The organism is Tahibacter caeni, from assembly GCF_024609805.1.
GTDB classification, from domain to species: domain Bacteria; phylum Pseudomonadota; class Gammaproteobacteria; order Xanthomonadales; family Rhodanobacteraceae; genus Tahibacter; species Tahibacter caeni.
The window spans coordinates 1-1,463 of the sequence record NZ_JANFVR010000608.1 but is presented as its reverse complement, the minus strand read 5'-3'; the positions used below and the strand labels follow the sequence as shown (position 1 = coordinate 1,463).

The 1,463-nt window shown below is 71.7% G+C and carries 2 protein-coding genes; one reads left to right on the top strand and one right to left on the bottom strand.

Annotated features, from left to right (window positions below; genetic code table 11):
* Positions 1-16: 16 nt before the first annotated feature.
* Complete coding sequence (locus NON22_RS24245) at positions 17-769, bottom strand: SDR family oxidoreductase (protein ID WP_257389550.1); 753 nt, start codon at positions 767-769, stop codon at positions 17-19.
* A 96-nt stretch (positions 770-865) separates the two neighbouring features.
* On the opposite strand from NON22_RS24245, the gene NON22_RS24240 reads away from it, so the two are divergent.
* Positions 866-1,463: cupin domain-containing protein (locus tag NON22_RS24240; protein ID WP_257389549.1), on the top strand; the 598-nt coding region annotated here is incomplete at its 3' end.

Sequence of the window (1,463 nt, the reverse complement as noted above, 5' to 3'; positions counted from 1 at the left end):
GCCTCGCCGGTCGGCTTCAGGCCGCCGCGGCCTGCTGCGCGAGCGCGACGGCGTCGGGACCGGCCGCGTAGCGCAGCCGCGCCGACGCGTCGTTGGCCGCCTGCCAGACCGTTTCGGCGACGTCGGCCGCCGTCGTGATCGCGGCCGGTTCGGCGAATGCCGCGAACACGCGCCGCGCATAGTCCGCATAGGCATCCGGGATCAGTCCCTGCATGCGCGCGCCGCCGTTCTCGGCGAAGCGCGTGCCCGGGCCGTAGCCGGGCTGCACGAGCTTGGCGCGGATGCCGAATTCGGCGAGCTCCAGCGCGAGCGAGCCCGTGAAGCCTTCGATCGCGGTCTTGCTCGCCGTGTAGGCCGCGACCAGCGGCATCGCCGCGAGCACGGTGCTCGAGGTCACGTTGACGATCGTGCCGCTGCGCCGCGCGCGGAACTGCGGCAGTGCGGCCTGAGTCACGGCCATGACGCCGAAGGTGTTGGTCTCGAAGATTTCGCGCGTCGTCGCCATCGGCGTGGCCTCGAACGCGCCGAGCAGGCCGATGCCGGCGTTGTTGACGAGCACGTCGACCGGACCGCTGGCCGCGAACGCGGCGGCGATGCTGTCGGGCTTCGTGACGTCGAGCGCGAGCTGGCGCAGCCGCGGCGACACGGGCAGCAGGTCCGCGCGCGGCGTGCGCAGGGTCGCGACGACGTTCCAGCCGCGCTCGTGGAACAGGTGCGCGGTTTCCAGGCCGTAGCCCGAGGAGCAGCCGGTGATCAGTATGGTTTTCATGCGATTTTCTCTCTGCGGAAGGTGCGCTCACTATCGCCGTCAGGCCCAGGACGATCTATAGTTTCTCGTCCACGATTCATTCGCAGGAGTCCGGCCGTGAGCGATCCGCTGTCCGAGACCATCGCGCTGCTGCAGCCGCGCGCGGTGTTCTCCAAACGCATCAGCGGCGCCGGCGCCTGGGCCGTGCGCTACGCGCCATTCGGGCAGCCGAGCTTCTGCGCCGTGCTCGACGGCCGCTGCCGGCTCGCGGTCGACGGCGAACCCGCGATTCAGCTGCAGGCCGGCGACTTCGTGCTGCTGCCGGCGACGCCGGCGTTCACGATGTCGAGCCTGGAAGCGGCGACGCCGCTGCCGATCGATCCGCACCGCAATCCCGCATCCGGCGCCGAAGTCCGCCACGGCCGGCGCGGCGGGCGTCCCGACGTGCGCCTGCTCGGCGGCTATTTCCAGTTCGACGCGCCCGATCCGACCCTGCTCGTGTCATTGCTGCCGGCCGTCGTGCACGTGCGCGGCGTCGCGCGGCTGACGCAGCTCGTGCGCTTCGTCGGCGAGGAGACCGCGGCGCGGCGACCGGGCCACGAGCTCGTGCTCGTGCGGCTCGTCGAACTGCTGTTGATCGAAGCCCTGCGTGCGGCGCCCGACATCGCCGCGCCGCCGGGCCTGCTGCGCGGGCTCGAGATCGGAAGAGCGTCGT

Coding starts and splice junctions, on each gene's coding strand:
- NON22_RS24245 (WP_257389550.1), bottom strand. CDS start 769: ATGAAAACCATACTGATCACCGGCTGCTCCTCGGGCTACGGCCTGGAA.